This window comes from Actinomycetes bacterium (assembly GCA_024222295.1).
In the GTDB taxonomy this organism is placed as follows: domain Bacteria; phylum Actinomycetota; class Acidimicrobiia; order Acidimicrobiales; family Microtrichaceae; genus JAAEPF01.
This window is the reverse complement of sequence record JAAEPF010000026.1, coordinates 1-1127: the sequence shown is the minus strand read 5'-3', so window position 1 is coordinate 1127 and position 1127 is coordinate 1. Positions and strand designations below refer to the sequence as shown.

1 protein-coding gene is annotated in these 1127 nt (G+C 68.5%); it reads right to left on the bottom strand.

The genetic code is table 11. The annotated features are described in order from the left end of the window. Positions 1 to 115: 115 nt before the first annotated feature. The gene (locus GY812_10735; GenBank protein ID MCP4435953.1) at positions 116 to 1003 is read right to left on the bottom strand and encodes an IS66 family transposase; all 888 of its coding nucleotides are present in this window, start codon (positions 1001 to 1003) and stop codon (positions 116 to 118) included. Positions 1004 to 1127 lie beyond the last annotated feature (124 nt).

Sequence of the window (1127 nt, the reverse complement as noted above, 5' to 3'; positions counted from 1 at the left end):
CTCTTGAGCGAACGAACGGCGGAACCGATCGACCGATCGGTATCGCCGAGGTCGAAGACCCGAGCGAGTAAAGAGTAGGCGTCCAGCCAACACAGCATCGACCGCGGCTGCGCGCTCAGGTACCTGAATCGGTTGCCGGCACGTGGGTTGCTGCCGCGGGGAGCCACTGCTCCCGGATGGCCTGCGGCGTCAGCGCCGATGGTCGCTCGTCCAGCCGGCCGAGGATCTCCACCAGGTAGCGCTCGGGGTCGAGGCCTTGCATCAGGCAGGTCCCGAACAGGGTGTAGTAGGTCGTGGCCGCGCGCGCGCCCCGCGGCGACCCCGCGAACGTGTAGTTGTGTTTGCCCTTCACGGGTCGGCGCAGGTCTCGCTCGGTGTCGTTGTTGTGGCAGGGAATTGTCGGAACGTCCAAGAACACCACGAGGCGGTCCCACTGATTCCGCACGTAGCTCAAGGCCTTGTGGATGGGGTCGCGGGGTACGACCTTGGGCAGCTCCTCCTCCACCCAGCGCTTGAAGCCATCGACGATGGGGCGGCACAGCTCCTTTCGGATCTCGAGACGTCGATCGACCTCGGCGCTCATCACGGTGCGCTCGGCCATGAACAGCAGACGGATGGTCGTCAGCGCCGTCGTCGCCCGCGCGGAGTCGGTCTTGATGGCCTCGTAGAAGTATCGCCGCGCATGTGCCCAGCACCCAGCCCGGGTGACGGCCTCCGCCTTCTCGAGGAGGTTGAAGTCGGTGGCGCCGTCGATGACAACCGTGCCCTGGAAGCCCTCGAACAAGGCGGCCACCGTCGTCGCCTCCTTGTTGCTGGTGTAGGCGAACACCACGGAGTCGTGGTTGCCGTAGGCCCAGAAGTGCCCGTGGTGCGCCTTGCCCTTGGTGCGGCTCCGGTCCAGGACCGGCATGCCCGTCGCATCGGCGCGCAGCCAGGTCCCCGAAAGGACCTCCATCACCAGCACGTTCACGATGGGCCGCAGCAGCTCGCCCAGCTCCATCATCCACCGAGACGGCGTGGACCGGCGCGGGCCGGGGCCCCCACGACCGGACGGCGGCGACGGCCGGCACCAGCGCGGGTGGGCCACGGGCCTTTCGCCGGCCGCGGTGGCCCTGGGCCGGCGGGCG

What these genes read in the sequence shown, in the direction of transcription:
- GY812_10735 (MCP4435953.1), bottom strand. Translation starts at nt 1,003, where the DNA reads ATGATGGAGCTGGGCGAGCTGCTGCGGCCCATCGTGAACGTGCTGGTG.